The organism is Leifsonella bigeumensis, from assembly GCF_039537265.1.
In the GTDB taxonomy this organism is placed as follows: Bacteria; Actinomycetota; Actinomycetes; order Actinomycetales; family Microbacteriaceae; genus Terrimesophilobacter; species Terrimesophilobacter bigeumensis.
The window spans coordinates 1-19,000 of record NZ_BAABAE010000002.1; the positions used below are offsets into that span (position 1 = coordinate 1).

The window sequence follows — 19,000 nt, forward strand, 5'->3', positions numbered from 1 at the left end:
GACAGACACCATCTCGGCATCGGAGGCAAGACCCCCATCGACCGAATCAACAACGGTCGAGGTCAGTACATCTAGTCCGGCCGGCGACCCTGCCGGTCGACTAGCTCAGCCATCGATCACGATGCTCTTCGATGAAGGCGTCATCGCGTAGCTCCGGATAGGCCGCCCAGATCCGATCGATCTCCTCCAGCTGACCAGGTGAGAGGCGCTCGTGCGCGTCGAGGAACCAGAGCCCTTCGAGCAGTCCCTGGCGACGCAGGACCTCATGGATGCCGGCGATGCAGCCGACGAACCGATTCGCCGCGTCGAAGATCACTCCGTTGGCATCGGTCAGGGCGGGGTTGAGATCGATGAGAGCATCGAGAGCGTCCCGGTCCCCGGACTTCGCTCGACCGACCAGGCGGAGGGTCTCGACCGCCCCCGGTACCCAGACCGCCCATTGCCCGAGAAGCCCGCCCACGACGTCGAGACGGAGGGGGGTGCCGTCCTGGCTTTGGGTGGGGTACGAGGTCAGGAGGTCCATGACGATGTGGTCGTCGTTCCCGGTGTAGAGCGCGAGACTCGATGAGCGACCCGACCGCCCGACACCGTGGATGACGTCGAGCGTCGCGTAGCGATCGAAGGGGGCGATCTTGATCCCGACCACGTTCGGTGTCTCAGCGAGCGCTTGCCAGAACGAGCGCGAAAGGTACCGGCCTCCCACGGCTCTCTGCAGATAGAAGCCGATGACGGGCAGGACTTCACCGACCGCGCGCGCACGGTCGATGAGATCGCGCTCCTCGAGGTCGTTGGTGCCGTAGGGTGCCAGCAGAACGAGATCGTAGCCCAGCGATCTCGCGATCTCCGCCTCGGCGACGGCCTGCTGCGTCGGCCCCGTCACTCCGGCGACGAGGAGTGGCCGCCGATCGGGATACTCGCCCGCCGTCGCGGCTGCGAGCGAGAGCACGGGTTCGAAGAGCTCATGATGCTCGTCGTGAATGGAGAATTGCGTCGTGTGCACGGCCACGGCCAAGCCGAGTGAGCCGGCCTCGATGTAGTAACGACTGAGCGCTCGCTGACGGCGTTCGTCGAGTTTGCGGTCCTCGGTGAGAGCCAGCGGATGGGCGGGAATCACTCCTCCGCGCACGAAGCGGTCGAGCGGCGTCCCCTCCGTCACCGCGACTGCGGTCGATGTCTTCTCGGCGATCGACATCTCAGAACCTTCCATCTCTTTGCTGGAACTTCGTCGGCTTGTCGAGGAGAGGTCCGCCGTCGCCGACCCAGGTCGCGGTGAGCTCGATGAGCTCCTCGATGGTCAGTTCGGGGATCCCGAACAGCTCGTGGCACTTGGCTGCGTTGGAGAGGAGCGCCGTCGAGGCCTCGGTGCCGGTGAACTGAACTGTTCTACCGAGTCGCGCGGCCAGCCGCTCGGCGACGTCACGAATGGAAATCGTCTCCGGACCGGCCAGGTTCAGCACGAAAGGGGGAACGGCGGCGTGCGCGAGAGAGCGCAGGATCACTTCGTTGGCATAGCCCTGCCAGACGACGTTGGCGAATCCGGTGGTCACGTCGATGGGATTCCCCGCGAGGATGTCCCGCGCGAGATCGACGAGAACCCCGTAGCGCATCTCGACCGCATAGTTGAGGCGGATGATCGAGGTCGGCGTTCCGGATGCCGTGGCGAAGTGCGTGAGAACCCGCTCTCGGCCGAGGCAGGACATCGCATACTCGCCGACCGGACCGAGCTCGTCCTCCTCGGTCGCTCCTCCTCCGTCCACGGGTACGAGCGGATACACGTTGCCGGTCGAGAGCGCGGCGATGCGCGATCCGGCGTAACGCTCGGCGATGCGACCGGGCAGGTAGGCGTTGGTCGCCCATGTCCTCGCCTCCTGGCCGTAGCTTCCGAACTTGGCGCCCACCAGATACACGACGTTGGCAGCGTCGGGCAGGGAGCTCAGGGAGAGCTCGTCCGAGACATCTCCGACGACCACGCGCGCACCTGTCGTCTCCATGGCGCGACGCGCATCCGGTTCGGCAAAGCGCGAGACCGCGATGACTTCGGCACCGGTACCCGCCTCATCGATGGCGCGTACGGCGAGACGAACCAGGCTCGGGCCGAGCTTTCCGCCAGCACCGAGAACGATGATGTCGCCGGACAGCCCGCGTAGATCTGTGACGAGCTGGGGCCTCGGGCGGGAGAGTCGATCCTCGAGTTCGTCCACTGTGCGCACTCGTACTCCTTTTAATGGTTGCAACCTCTGATAGCTCGAACCTGCACCTTTACGGTCTAGGCCTTAATTGGAATCCTAGCGGCTGATCTCGCCCATCGCCAGTCATGTTCCGGCTCGCCGCCGATGCCCGCCTCGATCGGTGAGACGCGCCGCCGCTGACATCGTAAACGGGCTGCCTTCAAGGGCGTGGTCGTCGGTCACGTCGATGAGCATGTCTGGGGCTTCCGCCGCACCGATGGTCACGACGTCTCGGATGATCCTGATCGTGAGAGGATCCTCCGCGCGGTGACGGCGTCCTCTGCGAACGAGGACAGATCGGCAACGGGGACGCCCGTCGTGGTGACCGAGTGGAGGCGCCGCCAAGCGGAACGGTGAGCGGATTCGAATGGGGTCGGATGAACGGCCTGTTCCTCGGTGTTCGCTGAGACGGCGAGTGCCGACGTTGCGGTGGACGGCGCGGGAACGCTCAGCTCAGCCAGTTCGTCCCGACCGACGACACGCAATCGTGCCGACGGAGGGTATGCGTTCGTCCTGATGGCCGAGACGGCGATGTCGGTTGCCGATTCGAGGTGTCCGAAGGCGCGGTAACCGTGCTCGTCCGACTCCCAGAAGTCGACCCGGCGGACGGCGCCCACGGTTGCCCGAATAAGCACCAGCTGCGCGAGTATCGCCGTCTCGTCGGTCATTTCGGCGTCGAGCGTCACCGTCGACTCGACCAGCGCTCCGGTGTTCGCAATCCGCCGCAGTTGCTCCGACACAGCCGCTACCGCCGGATTATGCACCCACGAGGTGTCGAGGACAACCGGCACGGAGGCGGCGTTGGCTTCCGTCCTCAGTTCGCGAACCTCCTCGATGCACGGGTTCACGACCATCACGCCGCGAGCCCCCGATCGGATGCCCGAGAGTGCGCGGTGAGACCAGCCGGCATCACCGAGGACCGCGATGATATCCGCATGGTCATCGGTGAGCCGTAGCGACTCCGGCAGCGTGGCGAGCGTCTCGGGGATTCGACCCGGGGATATCGACCCCGGCTCCGCGCGCACTGTCAGCGCGCTCATCCGAGCGCCCCGGCGGACTGCCGAACGCACGTCGCCGCCTGATTCGCGATCGACAGGGCGAACTCCAGGTCGTCGACGAGGGAATCGATCGGTTGACGGGGTGAGGAACCGCGCACCACCTCGGCGAGGTGCCGCCACTCTCCCTCGTAACCATTGTGGGAGAACGGCCCGAGCACGACGGTCCGCTGGGAGGACCTCAGTTCGACCCGCGCCGAGCCGGCGTGGACGTAGGACGGTGTGAATTCGATGTGCAGGGCTTGATCGTCCGCGATCGCCTCGAGCACCCACGACGGCTGCCAATTCGCTGACATCATCGCATGGAGTTCGATGGTCCTTCCGGATGCGTCCATGACAACCTGATAGCCGGATGGGGCAACCGACTTCGCGAAGTGGACGTCGACATCGCGGTGGGTCGGGAGGAACCGCCGCACGAGGGGCAGGTCGTGGATGGCGAGTCCCATGATTCCGTCGGCGATTCGATCCGCGTCGTTTCCGGGGCCGGGGCGGTTAAGCGCCGGTCGGCCGACGACTTCGGTCGAAACATCTTCGAACGTCGAATTGGGCGGCAGAAGAATGGAGGAACGGACTGTGTGCACGCGTGCAGGGAAGTCTGCCCATGAGTCTTGAATCGCCAGCCAGGCCGGGTCGAAGGTGTGCATCGCCCCGACGATGATGGGGGTGCCCATCTCGGCGGCGATGTTGGCGATCTGTTGCGCCTCCTCTGCGCTCGTGGCGAATGGTTTCTCGCAGAGGACCGCGCGTTTCCCCGCCTGACACGCCGCGATGACCTGCTCGGCGTGAAACTGTTGAGGGCTGCAGACGGCGACGACGTCGACGGCGGGGTCGAGCAGGAGATCGTGGGCAGTTGTCGACCACGATGCTCCCGCTCGTCCCGCCACCGACTTCGCCACGCCGGGATCGGTGTCCATGATGTGTCGGACCCGGAAGGTATCCCCGAGCCGGCTGAGTGTCGGCAGGTGAATCGCCTGTGTCACTGGGCCTGCACCGATGATTCCCACGCCGATCGGCTCGGCCTCCGTTGACTCATCCATGTTCACTCGGTCCCGTCGACTGCGCGATGCTCACTGTCCAGCGGCGACTCAACGCGAGCCCTCCGCGTCCGGTCAGAACCATAGCGGGGGCAGCGCCTCCGGCTCGCCTCGGTTCCCTTCCATGTTGATGACGTACTTGACGGTCTCCGTGGTGGATGCCGTGAAGTCGAGCGCCTCAGTCGGGGTGAACACGGCGGATAGCGAGTGCCTGCCCATCATCAGCGCGTCGGTGGTCAGGACGAAGGTTCCATCCGAGACCGTGCCATGGCCGAGCGATGTCGTACCGTCGAAGATCTCGAACGACCCGACGGCCGTGGCCGGCGTCACGGTCGCCGTGATGGTGACGTCCGTGCCGAAGCGCGCCGCCCCCGAGGGGGACAGCTCGATGGCGGAGGACGTGGGGACCACTGCCTTCGTCACGGTGAACTCGAGCGTGTTGGTCCGGACCGTCGTACCGCCGAGGCTGACGTCGGCATATACCTGCGCAGTCCCTCTCGCGAGGGCATGCACCACACCGCCATCGTCGACGGTGAGCACCGCCGGGTCGCTGCTCGTGTACGAGAACGTGGCCCCCGCCATGATGGCGGGCAGGCCGTTCGCCAGCACCCCGGAGCTCGTGATCGATGCCGTGTCGCCGGCCTCGACCGACGTGTCGCTCATCGAGATGGTTGCCTCGGTGATCGGCACGGGAAGCTTCATCAGATGCGATCCGCTGCCGTAGTAGATGCTTCCGTCCTTACCGAGCGCCATGGGGTGGGTCGTCGTGTCGGCGAGCTTGCGGTGGGCCAGGGTGTCCGGGTCGACCACGGTGATGTATCGCGCAATGCTGGTGTACAGCATCCCGTCTGCGCCCCAGATGAGGTAGAACTCCCGCCACTGGTTGCCTCGCGCCGAACCGTAGTACATCAGTTGGCTCTTCACGATCTCGTGAGTGTCGGCATCCATCGCGTAGATTGCGAAGCCGGTACCGCCTTCGGCCAGCTGCCCGTAGGCCGCCCCCCACAGCAGCCCATCGGGGCCGAAGGAGAGGCCACCGAGCAGTTCCGGAGACGACATCCCCGGAATGGCAGGGATGAACTCGTCGGTCTTGGTGCCACTGGCCACGTCCCACTCGAACAGATGGGCCGTCGTCGTCGAGTCGTCGACGCCCAGACCACCGGTGATCGAGGTTCCGCCGAAGAGGGTGCCGTTCTTGTAGGCCAGCGAAACGACGCTCTGGTTCTGCACGACGTTTCGAGTCGACGTCCAGGTTTTCGCCACGTCGTCATAGATAGTCAGACTTCCGCCCTCATAGGAGTAGGCAGGCACGGTTCCGATGAACAGCTTGTTGTCGCCGGAGGCGAAGGCGAAAGGCCTGTCTTGCAGAGAGGGGACCGTATACACCAACCCGGGGTTACCCGTCGGCGTCTCGCTGTAGTTATACGGCTCCGTCGCGTCATAACGGTAGATCCGGGCTTCGGGATAAGTTCCGAAATACGTCTTGCCGTTGAGGAATCCGGTATTTTCAACCTGGCCGGGCGAGGTCGGCGAGGAGACCCGGGTCTCGTAGCTCTGGGTTTCCTCATCGAAGACGCTCATGCCGTCGATGTAACCGCCCAGATACAGCTTGCCGTCGGGGCCTTCGGCGATGCTGTTGAGCGTGACGCCCGACCGGGCCAAGGCCACAGAGTGGTCATCCGCCGTTCCAGTTTGCGGGTCATAGCTCAGGTACTTGCCGTTCTCGAAGAGCATTCCCAGTACCTGGTGCCCGTCCACGTCCACCCAGTTCATAGCCTTGGCCGAGATCGCCGGGAGCTTGACCTCCGGGGTCACCGCCTGCAGGGAATTGCTGTCGACGTTGTACGTCCACAGGGTGCTCGTGTTCTTGTTGCGGAAGTAGAGAATGTTCGAATTCTGCGGTGACGGCGGTGAGATGATGCCGTCGAAGGTGTTGGTGTCGGTGAACCGTGTATGCAGCTTCACCGCGAAGGTCGCCTCGTCCATGACGATGAGCCCCGTCCCGTCTCGCACATAGAGCAGGTCGTCGTAGACCCAGATGTTGTGGATGAAGCCTGCTTCGCCGGTGACGGGAAGTGGCACCTCGATCTTGTCGCCGGTCTCCCGGTCGATGCGGACCAGATGCTTGAAGGCGCCGATTCCCGCATAGAGGTACTGGTCAGTGACCGCAACGCCGTGGACGTAGTTTTCGCCGGCGAAGATCGAGCCGAGGTTGCAGAACTGACCAACGGCGGTGCCGAGTTCGCAGGGTTGACCGGCAACGGTGTTGTAGCTGAACATCTTGCCATCATCGGAGAACGAGGAGGTGCCCCCGTAGATCAGCCCGTTCGAGCTGGCGTCCAGGTCCCAGACGAAGTGATCGGCCGGGTTGTTCCCTACCATGGTCAACTTCTTCTGGCTGGGGTCGTATTGCCAGAGATTGCCGCTATTCGTGCTGGAGAAATAGGCATTTCCGTCCGAGCTGACCGTGACTGCCCAGGTCTCGGTGATTCCCGGGACCTTCTCCTGGAAGTTGATCGCACCGGTCGCTGCATCCAGTGCATAAAACGTTCCGGGGGACCCATTTGTCGCGAAGTACACCTCACCGTTGCCGATCGCCCCGCCGAGGGTCTTCGTCGAGAGCGCCGCCTCTCCCAGGTCCACCGGTGCTCCGAAGTTATACGGCAGTTCGAGAAGACCGGCATCCACGAGGGAGATGTCGTCCACATAGGCCGAGCCGATGTTCACGGTCGATGAGTAGAGCAGGATCCGAACATAACTGGCGGTGGCGGGTGCCGTGCCCTCCACTTTCATGTTCACCCATTCGTCTGCCGGCCCGCTCACGGTCTGAGCAGCCTGGCCGACCTCAACGTTGGCCGCGTTGTAGAACTTCTGGTAAACGGCGAGGCTTCCGTTGTGAGCCGGGGTTCCGGTGCTTGCCAGATACACGCTGGCACCGGCCAGGTAGCTGCGATTCGGCTCGACGAGCACGGCGCCGCTGAGCAGGCCGACGACGAGGTTCGGGTCGTTGTCGGTGATCAGCACGCTGTTTGTTCCGGTGTGCTGCTGGTCCTTGCTCACCGTCACCGAGGTGGTCGCAGGAAGCGACTCCGACGGGTACCTCCTCCAGGAGAGGATCGTGGATGTGCCGTTGGTCTGCTCGAAGCTGGTGTTGCCGGGAAGCAGGTTGACGTCGGTGACCTGAGTGAAGCGGACGTCGTCGACGTAGGCGGTCATCGTCGTGACCGAGTTGGCATAGATGAAGATCGTCGCCTGGGTCGCTCCCTCGGGTGCGACGCCCGAAGCCCGGATGTCCAGCCACCTGTTCAGCGGGGAAGAGGTCACGGAGTAGGTCGCCTGCTTATTGAGCGGGGCGCCGTTGGCGCCGTACCAGCGAATCCAGAGGGCCGGGGTTCCCGTGACGGCTTCCAGGTTCAGTCGCACTCCCGCTTCGTAGGTCTGCCCCGCGGTCACCGGCAGCAGGGCGCTTTCGGCGCCGAGGTTTCCCGTCGCCACGATCTTCAGGCTGTTATCGCCCGCGAAGACGGTCGTCCCGGAGAGTGAGAGTCCGGTCTGCACCCCGCTGGACCAGTACCTCCATCCGGGGATCTTCCCCCCGACCAGTGCTTCCTCGAACCCGGGATTCTGGACCGATGGTGCTGAGACCGTGGCCTCGGAGACCGCCATGGGCGTCAGGCTCGAGGCGGCTGTGCCTGCCATTGCGGGGGCGGCCTGCATGATGGTCACGCCGAGGAGGAGGGCCATCGTGGCCGCCGCCCCTCTGCTGAATGTGTTCCGTCGGCCAGCTGATGGTGCCATGATCGGGATCCTTTCGTGCTTCTCACGAGGTTGCTGAACTCACCGCTGGCCGTCCGAATGCTTCAGTGCAACGAATTTCGGCCTAGACCGTAGTATTCCGGTTAGAGTACGATCAGCAAGCGGATGCTGTCAATAGCACGGTCCCCTTGACGGCCGAACGAACCCGGGGAACGCCTCGGAAATCGCCTGCGGAAGCCGGTGGCACACCAGCCGCCGACCGATATCGGTCGTGTGCATCAACTGAAAGGATTGGGGATTAGCCGTGAGATTTTCCAGCCGTCGCATTCTGGTGACGGGAGCCGGGTCGGGCATCGGCAAGGAACTGGCGAGCATGTTCCTGGCCGAAGGCGGACGTGTCGTCGCCGTCGACCTCGATACGGGGGGAATCCCGTCAGGGGCTGTCGCGGTGAAGGCCGACATCAGCAACGAGAACGATGTTCGCGCGGTGTTCGCCGTCGCGGAGGAGGAACTCGGCGGCATCGACATCCTGTGCAACAACGCCGGCATCGGCTCGACGACGAGTGTTCTCGACTCCTCCGTCGAGGAGTGGGATCGGGTGTTCGCCGTCAATGTGCGCGGCACCTTCCTCTGCACGAAGTATGCGCTCCCGGGAATGCTCGAACGCAGGTCTGGCGTGATCGTCAACACCGCATCCGTCGCCGGAATGATCGGGCTGCCCGACCGGGCCGCCTACTGCGCGAGCAAGGCCGCCGTCATCGCCCTCACCAAACAGGTCGCCGTACAGTGGGCGGGAGCCGGCATCCGTTGCAATTGCGTGTGCCCGGGCACCGTCGACTCGCCCTGGGTGGGTCGCCTGCTCGATGGTGCAGACGACCCCGCCGCCATGCGGTCGCAACTGGTGGCCCGCCAGCCCATGGGACGTCTCGCCGAGCCCTGGGAAGTGGCCAAAGCGGCGCTCTACCTGGCCAGCGACGATGCCGCCTTCATGACCGGCGCCGAACTCGTCATCGACGGCGGCATCCTCGCCGGCTGACCACCGCCCACCCACGACCGGAGACAAGATTGAGAATCGGATTCATCGACGACAGGCCGCAGCTCGTGCGGAACGGACTCGCGATCGACATCGCGGAGGCGTCTGGCGGCAGGTTCACTGACGCGGATGAACTCTACGAGAACTGGGACGCGTTCACCGAGTGGGCCGGACGTTCCGTCGATGTCCCTGGCCGCGCATTCTCGATAGCCGAGCTTCAGGCTCCATCGCCGCGTCCGCGGCAGGTGTTCGGGATCGGGTTGAACTACCAGGCGCACCAGATCGAGTCAGGGCTCCCCCGCCCGGACGTGCCGCTCGTGTTCACGAAGTTCCCCAGTTCGCTCACCGGCCCGCGCGGCGAGCTCGCGCTGCCGACGGACCAGGTCGACTGGGAGGTCGAACTCGCCGTCGTCATCGGCCGCCGCGCCCATCGGGTTGCGCGCGATGATGCCTGGAGCCATGTCGCCGGGATCACGGCGGCTCAGGATGTCTCGGCGCGCGACGTGCAGATGCGCCCGGCAGGCACCCCGCAGTTCAGCCTGGGCAAGTCGTTCCCCGGTTTCACCCCGATGGGGCCACTGCTGATCACACCGGACGAGCTGTCCGACCCGGACGACATCAGCGTCTCGTGTTCCGTGAACGGGGTCGAGAGGCAGTCGAGCAGCACCGCCGATCTCATCTTCGACGTGCCGGAGCTCATCGTCTACCTCTCCGGAGTGCTCCCCCTGCTCCCGGGGGACGTCATCCTGACCGGAACGCCGTCTGGGGTGGGGATGGGGCAACGCCCACCCGCATTCCTGAAGCCGGGAGACACGGTCGTCACCCGAGTCGCCGATCTGACCATGGAGCATCGCTGTGTCGCGTCCGTCGCGTGAGATCGTGCTCGACCCTGACAACGTGCTGGGTTACCTGCGCGAACGCGGAGTTCTTCGTGCCGACGAACCCGCTCGAGCGGAGCGAATGTCCGGGGGGGTCTCGAACGAGGTCCTCACGGTCAGCGGCGAGAGTGTCGATGTCGTCGTGAAGCAGGCGCTGGAGCGCCTTCGGGTGCAGGAGGAGTGGCTCGCCGACCCGTCGCGGATTCTCGCGGAGGCGGATGCCCTGGTCCTGGTGGGCGAACTCACCCCGGATGATATTCCCCCCGTCATCGACGTCGATCGGGAGAATCTGATCCTGACGATTGCCCGTGCCCCTCGGGACTGGAAGAACTGGAAGACGGAGCTTCTCGCGGGGAGGGCCAGTGAGGCCGTCGCCGTCCGCCTGGGTGAGGCGCTGGCCCGCTGGCACTCCGCGACCGCGGGACGACCGGAATTGTCGAGTCGATTCGACCAGGATCATTTCCGCGAGCTGCGAATCTCTCCGTATTACCTCTGGAGCGCTGGTTGCAACCCTGAGGTGAGCGCCGCGATCGGCGAGCTCGCCGATTCGCTGCTCGCTCCGGGGCGCTGCCTCGTCCACGGAGACTTTTCGCCGAAGAACGTGCTGACCGACGGGGATGCCGCCTGGGTGCTGGATTGGGAGGTCGCGCACTACGGGCATCCGGTCTTCGATGTGGCATTCCTCAGTTCGCATCTCCTGCTCAAGTCGATCCATCGCCCGGAGCGCGCGACGGCATACCATCGGTGCGCCGAGGCCTTCCTCGGCAGCTACCGGCACGCACTCTCGCCGACGCTGCATCTCGACGACAGGGAGCTCGCGCTGCATACGGCGTGTCTCCTGCTCGCCAGGGTCGACGGCAAATCGCCGGTGGAATACCTCGGGCCCGAAGGGCAGGATCGTGTCCGTTCACTCGCGATCGACACCTTGACTCGTTCGGATTCCGCCATCGAGACCTTGTGGGAGAACAGTGCGCAACAGTACGGCTATTGACCGGATCATCGCCTGGGAGGCACTGGACTCGCGGGGTACTCCCACCGTTGCCTGCGAGGTGGTGCTCGCCGATGGCCACCGTGGCCAGGCGGTGGTGCCTTCCGGAGCATCCACCGGGGCGCACGAGGCGGTCGAGTTGCGCGACGGTGGCCGACGGTACGGCGGGCGGGGTGTTCGCAACGCCGTGAACAACGTCGTGACCGTCCTGGCCGAGGCGGTCCAGGGGACCGATGCGGCCGATCAGGCGGAGGTCGACCGACTCCTGCGGGAAACGGACGGGAGTGCCGACCTGGCTCGCGTCGGGGCGAATGCCGTGCTCTCGGTCTCGATCGCCGCAGCCATCGCTTCGGCGCAGGCACAGGGCCTCCCGCTCTACCGCGCGGTCGCCGGTGCCGGTGCCGGCGAGGATGTCCTCCTGCCCATGCCCATGATCAACGTCATCTCAGGCGGTGCCCACGCCGGGCGGGCGATCGATATCCAGGATGTCCTCGTCGTCCCGATCGGGGCGACCTCCTTCGCCGAGGCGCTGGAGCTCTGTTGGCGGGTGCGGGCCGGGACCGCCGAGGTCGCCGGTGAACGTGGGCTCATGTCGGCCCTGGTCGCCGACGAAGGAGGTCTCGGCCCCGCCCTCACCAGTAATCGGGCTGCACTCTCCCTGCTCGTCGACGGGATGCTGCGAGCGGGAGTCGAGCCGGGCGTCGACGCATCCATCGCCATCGATGTCGCCGCCAGCCAGTTCTTCGATGGGGTCCACTACCACCTGGCAGCAGATGAGAGGACGCTCACCGCCGATGAGCTCGTGGACGAACTCGCGGGGTGGTCCCGGGACTTCCCCATCGTGTCGCTCGAAGACGTGCTGAGCGAAGACGATTGGTCGGGCTGGGCGCGGGCGACCGGGGTCCTCGGCCATGTGCAGCTGCTCGGTGACGATCTGTTCACGACCAATCCCGCTCGGTTGCAGCGGGGCGTCGATTCCGGAACCGCGAACGCCGTGCTGGTGAAGCCCAACCAGATCGGCACGCTCACCGAGGCTCGTGAGGTGGTACGGATCGCCGCAGCGGCGCGATACGCGACCGTGCTCTCCGCCCGGTCGGGGGAGACGGAGGACAGCTGGCTGGCCGACCTGGCCGTGGGCTGGCGCACCGGCCAGATCAAGGTGGGCTCGACGATGCGTTCCGAGCGCACGGCAAAATGGAATCGGCTCCTCCGCATCGAACAGGAGCTGGGCGGGCGTGCCCGGTTTGCGACCGGGGAGTTCGGCTGAGCGATGGACGTCTCGAAGAGGACTGGTGCCACTATGGCGAAACGGGATTGGCTCGTCGAGCAGGCGGAGTATCTGCTTTCCGGGGTCGACAAGGGCCTGCCGGCGCGAGCAGCCGGGTTGACGGTGCGCGAATTCCTGGCATCCGGCCCCCGGCTTGCGGAGTTCTGGACACCGGTCATCGCGCTCGAGGACAGCGCTGTGAGACATAACATCTCCGTCATGGCCGACTGGTGCAGCGCGAAGGGGTTCTCGCTGGCGCCCCATGGCAAGACGACGATGGCTCCCGCCCTCTGGCAGAGGCAACTGGATGCCGGCGCCTGGGGCATCACCCTGGCCACCGTCGGTCAGATCCGGACCGCACGCGACTTCGGGTTCGAGTCGTTGCTGCTCGCGAATTCGGCGACCGACCCTCGTGGCCTGCGTTATCTTGCCGAGCAACTCCACGACCCGGGGTTTCGATTCAGCTGCTGGGCGGACTCGATCGCGACCATCGAAGCGATGGAGCAGGCACTGGCGGGCGCGACGTTGGCACGACCGATCGACATCTGCGTGGAGCTCGGTGCGCCCGGGGGGCGATCCGGTGCTCGCAGTATCGGGGAGGCCCGAGCCGTCGCCGAAAGACTTCACGGGTCGTCGGTGCTCAGGCTCGCCGGCGTCTCCGGGTACGAGGGGGCACTGGCCCACGACCGTTCGGAGGCGTCGCTGCGCGCGGTCCGCGACTACCTCTCCTCGATGCTCGAACTCCACGTGTCTCTGCAGGACCTCTATGACGACGGAGAGGTGATACTGACCGCAGGGGGCAGCGCGTTCTTCGACCTCGTCGCCGAGGTGTTCGACCCGGTTCGGCAGGCAGTGCCCCGCACCAGATATGTGCTTCGTGCCGGTGCCTATGTGACTCACGATGACGGCTTCTATCGCGGGATCTCACCACTCGACAGGTCACGGGATGCCGCCCTGGCCGCGGAGAACAGCCTTCGCCCGGCGATGCGCGCATACTCGCGGATCGTCTCTCATCCGGAACCCTCCCTGGCCCTTCTCGACGCAGGCAAGCGCGACCTGCCCTACGACGAAGGCCTGCCGGAGCCGCTCTCGATCGCGAGGGATCTCGGAGCAGAGCCCACCCCGCTGAACGGCTCGTCGATCAGCGCGATGAACGACCAGCACGGCTTCCTGCGGACGCCCGGGGGCGTACCACTGGACCCAGGATCGGTCGTGACACTCGGGATATCGCACCCGTGCACGACGTTCGACAAATGGCGTCTCATCCCGATGATCGCGAGCGATGCCGACGACCTGGTGGTCGATCTCGTCCGGACCTACTTCTAGACCGATGGAACCACGTCAGGTACTGAGGAACGCGACGATCGTCGATGGGGGCGGTCGTGCTCCCTTCCGTGCGGATCTCTCCATCGTCGGAGGACGGATCGACGTCGTGGGCGCCGTCCAGCCGGAGTCCGGGGACGTCGAAGTCGAGTGCACCGGCCGCTTCATCCTGCCGGGCTTCATCGACACGCACTCGCATGCGGATGGGCAGTTGTTCCGCAGCGATGTCCAGCTGGCCCTGTTGCGGCAAGGCGTGACCACGGTCATCGGCGGACAGGACGGAGTCTCCTACGCCCCGGGCGACGGACGGTTCGCTTCCGAGTATTTCGCCGCGATCAACGGAGCGCACCCGAGCTATCGGGGGTCGTCCGTCGCCGAGCTGCTGGCCACTTACGACGACAGAACGGCGCTCAACTTCGCCTACCTCGTACCGGCCGGAACCGTGCGTCACGAGGTGATGGGACGCAGCCCCGCTCCAGCCGACCTCGAGCAGCTGGGCCGGATGACACGCCTCGTCGAGGAGGGCATCCGCGACGGAGCGATCGGGCTCTCGACCGGGCTCGACTATGTGCCGGGGATCTACGCAGACAGCGACGAACTGGCCGCGCTGTGTCGTCCCGTCGCGCGAGCCGGCGCGATCTACGTGAGTCATATGCGCGGGGGGTACGAGACCAATTCGGCAGCAGGACTCGAGGAGGTCGTCGAGATCTGCCTGGCCTCGGGGGTGCGCGCTCACGTCTCCCACTTCCACGCGCCGGCCGACATTCTCGTGGCACTGATGTCCTCACTCGCCGGGCGGGGCATGGAGATCACCTTCGACGCGTATCCGTATACGCGAGGCTGCACCCTGCTCGGAATGCCGCTGCTGCCTCCGGAACTCGCGATAAGGCCCGTCGAGGAGATCGTTGCCGAGTTGGCCCGGCCCGAGGTGCGAGACCGGCTGCGGAGGGACTGGTTCCCGCGGGTCGCGAGGCAGCCCAGCCTCGGTCCGGATTGGCCGGCGATGATCACCCTGGGGCACATCGCGGCGGCGGCGGAGTACGACTGGGCACACGGCCTGACCCTCGCCGAGGCGAGCGAACGGGTGGGACAGGATCCGGTGACGTTCTCACTGGACCTTCTCGTCGCCTCGCGCCTGGAGGTGAACGCCGTCATGGCCGTTCGGCATCCGCGCCCGGTCGAGGAGCTCGGCCGAATCCTGTCGCATCCACGCCATGTCGGTGGCTCGGACGGGATCTTCGTCGGTGCCCACCCGCATCCGCGCGGCTATGGAACGTTCGCACGCTTCCTGCGCCGGTACACCCGCGAAGAAGGGTTCTACGACTGGCCGACCGCTGCAGTCCATCTTGCCGCGGGGCCTGCGGAGCTTTTCGGATTCGCGGATCGTGGGCGGCTCGTCCCGGGAGCGGTGGCCGACATCGTCGTTCTGGATCCGGACCGTGTCGCGGACCATGCGACCTACGATGAGCCCCGCGCCCTGGCGACGGGGATCGATGACGTCTTCGTCCGCGGGGTAAGAGTACTCGACGGGGGGGCACTGACCGGCGCACATCCCGGCCGGGGGCTCCGACGGAGAGAAAGAGCACCACATCAGCGAAATGCTCACGAGTAAAGGATGGAACACATGACCAAGACCGCGATCACGACACCGAACGCACCCGTGCCCGCCGGACCATACAGTCAAGGAGTCGTTGCCAACGGCTTCCTGTTCACCGCCGGCTTCGGTCCGGTCGATCCTGCCACCGGCAAGATCCCGGCGACGGTCGGAGAGCAGACGCGGCAGGTGCTGCGCAACATCGCCGCAGTCCTCGCCGAGCATGGCGCGACTCTCGATGACGCCGTCAAGGTGACGGCTCACCTGCAGAATCTCAAACAGGACTTCGCCGAGTACAACGATGCCTACCTGGAGTTCTTCACGGCGCCGTTCCCGGTCCGTACGACAGTCGGTTCGGACCTGTTCGACATCCTCGTCGAGATCGATGTGGTCGTCGCTCTGTCGGAGTAGCTCTTGACAGTATCCGTTTTCTGCCCCTAACCTACGGGAAGCACTACGGTCTGGACCGTAATTCGAGCCTCGCGTGGGACTCGATGACGGAACGAGCGGCGGCACTGTGGCCGTCGCTCGAGAGACGAGGGGGCCTCGATTGTGACAACGACAAGAAACCGGCACCGAGGATTCGGCATCGGGGCGGTGGTGACGGCCGCTGTCCTTCTCGGCCTGGGCCTCGTGCCGCCGGCGCCGACAGCACCGGCGACGGCGGACTCCGTCAACCTTTTGAGCAACCCCGGGTTCGAGGAGTCTGCCACGGCCATCTCGCACTGGACGAGATTTCCTTCGGATCCATTGCCGCCGGATTCGAACACATCCGTCTCGGTGAGCACCGCGCACGTGCACAGCGCCCAGAACAGCGTGTTTATCGTCGACGGTAACGGTAGCGCCGCCGTCGGCCTGTTCAGCGACTTCGTGAACGTGACCGCAGATGTGAACTACACCGTCGGCGCCAGCATCAGGGTGGTCACCGGAAGCACCATTGTCTATCTGAAGTTCTATAGCTCGTTGGGCGTGGAGCTCGGCCAGGTCGCCAAGACGGTGACCGGGCCGGCCAATCTGTGGACGCAGGTCCGGCTGGACGGAACGCCGCCGTCGAATGCGACCAAGGCACGTGTCCTGCTCTATTCGTCATCGGCGAATCTGGGCACCGCGTATGCGGACGATGTCACGCTGACCGCGCACCCCAATCAGCTCAAGGAGAAAAACCCCGGCTTCGAGATGCTGAACTCGGACGGGGTCATCCTGAACTGGCTGAAGTACCCGACGGCCACGACGGTCGGCATCACCTCGACCACGGCGCAGCACCACACCGGCAGCAAGAGTGTGAAGTTCACCGACAGCGACGACAGCGCTCAAGTCGGCCTGTACACCGCGGCGTTGATGCTCCCCGCGAATTCCGTGGGGACGAGTTACAGCGCCAGTGCCTATGTGATGAGAGGCACGGACAAGCCTGTTCTCGCTCTGAAGTTCTACAACAGTGGCGATGCCCAGGTCGGCAACTCGATGCAAGCCGCGGTAGGCGATCCCGGCCAATGGGAGCAGCTCAGGGTGGAGAGCGTGGTTCCGGCGACCGCGACCTACGCACGTGTCCTGATCACGTCCGGTACGGACTCGACCGGCGGTACGGAATCGTATATCGATGACGTCACCTTTGCCGACGCGGACCCCGTCGTCTCGGCCTACGGCGGAGGGGTCGATCTCGGGGAGGCGGTGAAGATCAGAAAGACCCTCGGCGGGGCGTTCGGCAACGGACAGGTGTACTTCGCCCTCGACGGAGCGATCGGAGAGTTCTATGCGCTCGACGCGGCGACCGGGGCGGTCGACTTCCAGCAGGCGGTCCCGGGGCTCACCGAGACGCACGCGGTCACGGTGGGGTCGGACGGGAACGCCTACTTCGGCAACACGTCGTCGGGCAGCCTCTGGAAATACGATCCGGCCGCCAAGAAGGTGACGGCCTTGGGCGAAGTGACCTCCGATGACTTCATCTGGGACCTCGACGCAAGCTCGGACGGAATGCTCTACGGGGGCACCTCCTCGACCGAGAATGGCAAGCTCTTCAGCTACAACACCGCTGGCGGCGCCGTCGCCGACTTCGGTACGGTCTTCGCCGGCGAGCACTACGTTCGTGGCGTGGGCGTCGACGATGACTACGTCTATGCGGGGACCGGGGGGAACCGGCACCTGATCCGCTATCTTCGGAGCGATCCGACACAATATACCGAGATCCCGCTTCCCGGGGATGGTACCGGACACTTCATCCACAACATTTGGTCGTACGACAACATGTTGTACGTCCGGGATGCGACGAAGCTCATCGTCCTGGACGCGACGACATTCCAGGTGAAGCTGGAGACGCAGGTCACCAGTCCGGACTCCTTCGACGGCATGATCTCGCCTCCCTCGCCGGCCAATGCGAACCTGCTCTATTTCCGGAATCCGAGCAGCAATAGCCTGTGGACCTACAACGTCAGCGGTCACTCGATCCAGGAGGTCTTGCCGAAGGTGACCCTGACCTCGAGCACGACTGTTGCCATGGGCTGGGTGACGGCGGGCGGGCACCAGGTGCTGGGGATTCTCTCCGAGGACGCCAGCTACAGGACCTATGATCCTCAGTCCGGGCAACTGACCCCGCCGCTCACCGTTCCCGCCCTGGACACGGTGGCGGTGAATCTGAACAGCATGGCCGCTTCCCCCGGCTGCGACACCACCGCATCCCAGCCGACGTGCGAACTCTACCTGGGCGGCTACATCAGCGGCATGAGCATCTTCGACGAAGGGGCCGGGCAGTATGCGGTGCAGGAGGGCTCTCCGGGTCAGATCGTGCAGACAGGCTTCCTGAAGGACAGGGCATACATCGGGACCTACCCCGACGCCAGGATCTATAGTTACGATCCGAGCCAGGGCTATTCCATCACCAACCCCTCGCTCTCCCTCACGAGCCCCCCGGGAAACGAGGACAGGCCCATCGCCTTCGCCACCGGTACCGACAAGATCTTCGTCGGATCGGTGCCGGACTACAACACGGTGGGTGGGAGCCTTCTGACCTATACGGAAGGGTCCGGATGGGCGGCGGAGCCCGATTTCGTGCCGGATCAGACCATCGTCTCCCTGGCCAACCGGGGCGACACGCTCTTCGGTGGGACATCGATCTACGGTGGTCTGGGCAAAGACCCCACGACCACCACCGCCCAGCTGTTCGAGTTGAACACGGCGACCGGCAACAGGGTCGTCCCCGATTGGGTCCCCGAGATCCCCGGCATGGCGACCCCGGAACTGCTCGGCGGTCTCTCCTTCGGCCCCGACGGACGGCTTTGGGGCGCAGCATATGGCCAGTTGACGGAGGGTGGAACCGGTTTCGCGATCTATGCCATGAACCCCGACACCACGGCGAAGGAGATCGTCAAGAGCACGCTGATCTACTACGGCTCGGCACGAGGCAATACGTGGCGCGAGTTCTACCTCGACTGGGGGCCCGACGGGATGCTCTACACCAACATCGCACGCTACGTCACCGTGATCGATCCTGCCACCCTGGGGTATCGCAAGCTCTCGACCGGGACCACCCACGTACTGGCGCTCGGGAAGACCGGAACCATCTACTACGGAACCACCGGGACCTACGGAGCCCACCTCTTCAAGTTCCCCCGCCTGGGTGACTAGGGTCCCCGGCGAGGTCGTCAGAGAGGATACCGCAAGCTCGTCGACGGCACCGCACAAATCCCTGTCATGGCCTTGGGCGATGACGGGAGCATCTACTACGGCAGCGGATCGCATCTGATCAACCTCCCCCGTGTCGGTAGCTAGGGTCTTCCGGGATGTCAGGCTAACGACGGGTGGCAGGCGCTATCGACACCATGGTTCGTGATCTCCATGTCGTAGTGTCGTG

General features: G+C 65.1%; 13 protein-coding genes. 8 read left to right on the forward strand and 5 right to left on the reverse strand.

Annotated features, from left to right (window positions below; translation table 11 throughout):
• Positions 1-100: 100 nt before the first annotated feature.
• From ABD678_RS02975 to ABD678_RS02995, 5 genes are all read right to left on the reverse strand, one after another.
• Positions 101-1,192, reverse strand: a complete 1,092-nt coding sequence (locus tag ABD678_RS02975) for a dihydrodipicolinate synthase family protein (protein WP_344753553.1) — start codon at positions 1,190-1,192, stop codon at positions 101-103.
• A 1-nt stretch (position 1,193) separates the two neighbouring features.
• Positions 1,194-2,210, reverse strand: coding sequence for an NAD-dependent epimerase/dehydratase family protein (locus tag ABD678_RS02980; RefSeq protein WP_344753555.1), 1,017 nt, complete (start codon positions 2,208-2,210; stop codon positions 1,194-1,196).
• Between the two features lie 239 nt (positions 2,211-2,449).
• The gene (locus tag ABD678_RS02985; protein ID WP_344753557.1) at positions 2,450-3,268 is read right to left on the reverse strand and encodes a hypothetical protein; all 819 of its coding nucleotides are present in this window, start codon (positions 3,266-3,268) and stop codon (positions 2,450-2,452) included.
• Positions 3,265-4,320, reverse strand: coding sequence for a Gfo/Idh/MocA family protein (locus tag ABD678_RS02990; protein ID WP_344753559.1), 1,056 nt, complete (start codon positions 4,318-4,320; stop codon positions 3,265-3,267). Before ABD678_RS02990 ends, ABD678_RS02985 begins: the two co-directional genes overlap by 4 nt.
• 72 nt (positions 4,321-4,392) lie before the next feature.
• The gene (locus ABD678_RS02995; protein WP_344753561.1) at positions 4,393-8,115 is read right to left on the reverse strand and encodes an Ig-like domain repeat protein; all 3,723 of its coding nucleotides are present in this window, start codon (positions 8,113-8,115) and stop codon (positions 4,393-4,395) included.
• 262 nt (positions 8,116-8,377) lie between these two features.
• On the opposite strand from ABD678_RS02995, the gene ABD678_RS03000 reads away from it, so the two are divergent.
• The 8 genes from ABD678_RS03000 to ABD678_RS03035 all read left to right on the forward strand — a co-directional run bounded on the left by ABD678_RS03000 (position 8,378) and on the right by ABD678_RS03035 (position 18,774).
• Positions 8,378-9,109 (forward strand): SDR family NAD(P)-dependent oxidoreductase, encoded by a 732-nt coding sequence (locus ABD678_RS03000; protein ID WP_344753563.1) that lies wholly within the window; start codon positions 8,378-8,380, stop codon positions 9,107-9,109.
• Between the two features lie 29 nt (positions 9,110-9,138).
• Positions 9,139-9,981, forward strand: coding sequence for a fumarylacetoacetate hydrolase family protein (locus ABD678_RS03005; protein ID WP_344753565.1), 843 nt, complete (start codon positions 9,139-9,141; stop codon positions 9,979-9,981).
• Positions 9,962-10,975, forward strand: coding sequence for a phosphotransferase family protein (locus ABD678_RS03010; protein WP_344753567.1), 1,014 nt, complete (start codon positions 9,962-9,964; stop codon positions 10,973-10,975). Before ABD678_RS03005 ends, ABD678_RS03010 begins: the two co-directional genes overlap by 20 nt.
• Positions 10,953-12,239, forward strand: a complete 1,287-nt coding sequence (gene eno / locus ABD678_RS03015; protein ID WP_344753569.1) for a phosphopyruvate hydratase — start codon at positions 10,953-10,955, stop codon at positions 12,237-12,239. The genes ABD678_RS03010 and eno overlap by 23 nt, the downstream gene beginning before the upstream one ends.
• Before the next feature lie 33 nt (positions 12,240-12,272).
• Positions 12,273-13,565 carry an alanine racemase gene (locus tag ABD678_RS03020; RefSeq protein ID WP_344753571.1) on the forward strand — a complete coding sequence of 431 codons (1,293 nt, stop codon included), beginning with the start codon at positions 12,273-12,275 and terminating at the stop codon, positions 13,563-13,565.
• A gap of 4 nt (positions 13,566-13,569) precedes the next feature.
• The gene (locus ABD678_RS03025) at positions 13,570-15,174 is read left to right on the forward strand and encodes an N-acyl-D-amino-acid deacylase family protein (RefSeq protein ID WP_344753573.1); all 1,605 of its coding nucleotides are present in this window, start codon (positions 13,570-13,572) and stop codon (positions 15,172-15,174) included.
• A 12-nt stretch (positions 15,175-15,186) separates the two neighbouring features.
• Positions 15,187-15,567 carry a RidA family protein gene (locus ABD678_RS03030; RefSeq protein WP_344753575.1) on the forward strand — a complete coding sequence of 127 codons (381 nt, stop codon included), beginning with the start codon at positions 15,187-15,189 and terminating at the stop codon, positions 15,565-15,567.
• Positions 15,568-15,708: 141 nt separating this feature from the next.
• Complete coding sequence (locus tag ABD678_RS03035; RefSeq protein ID WP_344753577.1) at positions 15,709-18,774, forward strand: hypothetical protein; 3,066 nt, start codon at positions 15,709-15,711, stop codon at positions 18,772-18,774.
• Positions 18,775-19,000: the final 226 nt, after the last annotated feature.